The following is a 2,853-nucleotide window of genomic DNA, read 5'->3' on the forward strand; positions in this document are numbered from 1 at the left end:
GCCGAATCAAGGGTAGATTATATTAGTGATCATTTGGGTATTGTAAAAGAAGAGGTCATTAATGTGATAAATTTGCTACGTGAGGAGAATATTCTGGCAGATGCAAAGGACTTGACCGCATTTATAAAGAAAGCAGAAAATAAAAACCGCTCCCTTTCCATTGTAGAGACATACAGTAAAATTGAAAAGTTTTTACTTCCGGTTTTCAAAGAAGAAGAAAGTATCTTTCATTTGAAAGAATTGAACGAAGAAGCAGAAAAAAATGGTTGTGAGAGTGTAAATACCAATAAACTAAAAACGATAATTAACTTTTGGTCTATTAAGAACTGGATTAAAAGAAAGAACTTGGAACATTCTAAGAACCATATTACTGTACTCTGTCTTCAAAGTAAAGAGCAATTAAAGGATAAGCTTGAAAAACGCCATGAGCTTGCAACATTTATCGTTGAATTCTTTTATGATAAAACCATCATTGAAACTGTAAAAGATCAAGAAGATAAAGATGATATTTTGGTGGAGTTTTCGGTGCATGAACTAAAGGCTGCTTATGATAATAGCTTTAGCCTTTTCAAAAAAGAAATAAGCATTGATGATATTGAAGATACGTTGTTCTATCTTTCACGAATTGAGGCAATAAAGATTGAAGGCGGTTTTCTTGTCGTGTATAACCGCTTAACCATTGAGCGAACTGAACAAAATAATAAAAAGCAATACACTAAAGACGATTATCAAAAGCTCAGCCAGTTTTACGAAAGTAAAGTTCAGCAAATTCACATAGTCGGCGAATATGCCCAAAGAATGATTGCTGATTACAGGAATGCGCTTCAGTTTGTGGAAGATTATTTCCAACTCAATTATAGTTCTTTCTTAAACAAGTATTTTAAAGGAAGCAGGCAAAATGAGATTAAGCGGAATATTACCCCTGTAAAATTCAGACAACTGTTTGGGGAACTCTCCCCTACACAGTTGAAAATTATTAATGATAACGAAACACAGCATATAGTTGTTGCTGCCGGTCCAGGCAGTGGAAAAACAAAGGTGTTAGTCCATAAACTGGCTTCGCTCCTGTTAATGGAGGATGTTAAGCATGAGCAGTTACTGATGCTGACATTTTCAAGGGCAGCTGCTACCGAATTTAAAAAGCGTTTATTAAAACTGATTGGCAATGCCGCGAACTTTATTGAGATTAAAACATTCCATTCCTATTGTTTTGATCTTTTGGGTAAGGTCGGCACTTTAGAAAAATCGACGGATATTTTAAACACTACGGTTGAAAGAATTAAAAATGGCAATGTTGAGACCAGTAAAATTACTAAGACTGTTTTGGTAATTGACGAAGCCCAGGATATGAATGCCGATGAGTTCGCTCTTATAAACGCATTAATGGAGCAGAATGAAGAAATGAGGGTTATTGCTGTGGGAGATGATGACCAAAATATTTATGAATTTAGGGGGGCAAGTTCTAAATATCTTGAACAGTTCATTTATGACAACAAGGCCATAAAACATGAACTAGTTGAAAATTACCGTAGTAAAAATAATCTGGTTGCGTTTTCGAATCAATTTGTCCGGCAAATACAACATCGCCTAAAAGAAACATCGATTATTGCTAATCAAACCGATAACGGAAAAATCAAGGTCGTTACATATCAAAGCAGTAATCTGATTACGCCTCTTGTAACGGATATAGCTAACGCAGATCTTTCCGGAACCACGTGTGTACTCACAAAAACGAACGAGGAGGCTATCAAAGTTGCTGGACTGCTTTTAAAGAATGGAATCAAGGCAAAACTGATACAATCTAATGACGGTTTTAGTTTGTATAATCTTGTTGAAGTCCGGTTTTTACTGGATAAAGTAGATTTGGGAGCTGATATTTACACAATCAGTGATGAGGTTTGGGGCAATGCTAAACGAGAGCTACTTAACACCTTCCGTAACAGCAATAAATTAGAAATCTGCCTGAACATCATCAAGGATTTTGAAACCACTAATCCTTACAAAAAGTATAAATCTGATTTAGAAGTTTTGATCCGGGAATCTAAACTGGAGGATTTTTATAATGAAAATGGCGAAACAATTTTTGTATCAACCATTCATAAAACCAAGGGAAAAGAGTTTGATAATGTATTCCTTTTACTTGAGCACTTTAATATAGCTACAGATGAAGCCAAGCGACAACTGTATGTAGCAATGACCAGGGCTAAACGTAATCTAAATGTGCATCTAAACGCAGGCTATCTCAATCATTTAGCAGCGGAAAATCTTGAACAAATAAACGATTTTGAAATTTACACTGCACCTGATAAAATTGCTGTACATGCAACTTTAAAAGATATCTGGTTAGACTATTTCATCAACAAACAGGTTTTAGTTTCCCAACTGGCGTGTGGAGAAATGTTGCATGTTAAGGGCGATGAATGCTTAAATTCAAATGGACAATCCGTGTTAAAATTTTCAAAACGACTCATTGAGAAAATTGAGGAAATGAAGTCAAAACACTATGAACTAAAAGGTGTAAATGTGAATTTCATATTGTACTGGCTTAAGGAAGGAACTTCACAGGAAATCAAAATAATTTTACCTGAGCTTTATTTTGAAGCTATTGATTATAAGTAAAATCATATTTGTTACTCTAGTCAAATCTAGAGTGATCACCTATTGAAAATATTCAATATTCTCTCCAAATCCTCCTCAAAAAGTTCGATATTCTGTCCTGTCAACGCTACAAGTAAGAAGCTTCAGAGAAATCTGAAGCTTCTTTGTTTATATATACTTTTGATTCTCTTTGTGAGCACAAATTGCAAATCATAAGTGTTCGAAACCTTAAAATTAGTAATTTTACAAGAAACT

General features: G+C 34.6%; 1 protein-coding gene. It reads left to right on the forward strand.

All coding sequences use genetic code 11. From position 1 onward, the window contains the following. The coding region (locus ABI657_RS19165; protein WP_348098870.1) for an ATP-dependent helicase at positions 1–2,619 on the forward strand (2,619 nt) is incomplete at its 5' end. Positions 2,620–2,853: the final 234 nt, after the last annotated feature.

The sequence above is a fragment of the Flavobacterium sp. genome, from assembly GCF_039930565.1.
Lineage (GTDB): Bacteria > Bacteroidota > Bacteroidia > Flavobacteriales > Flavobacteriaceae > Flavobacterium.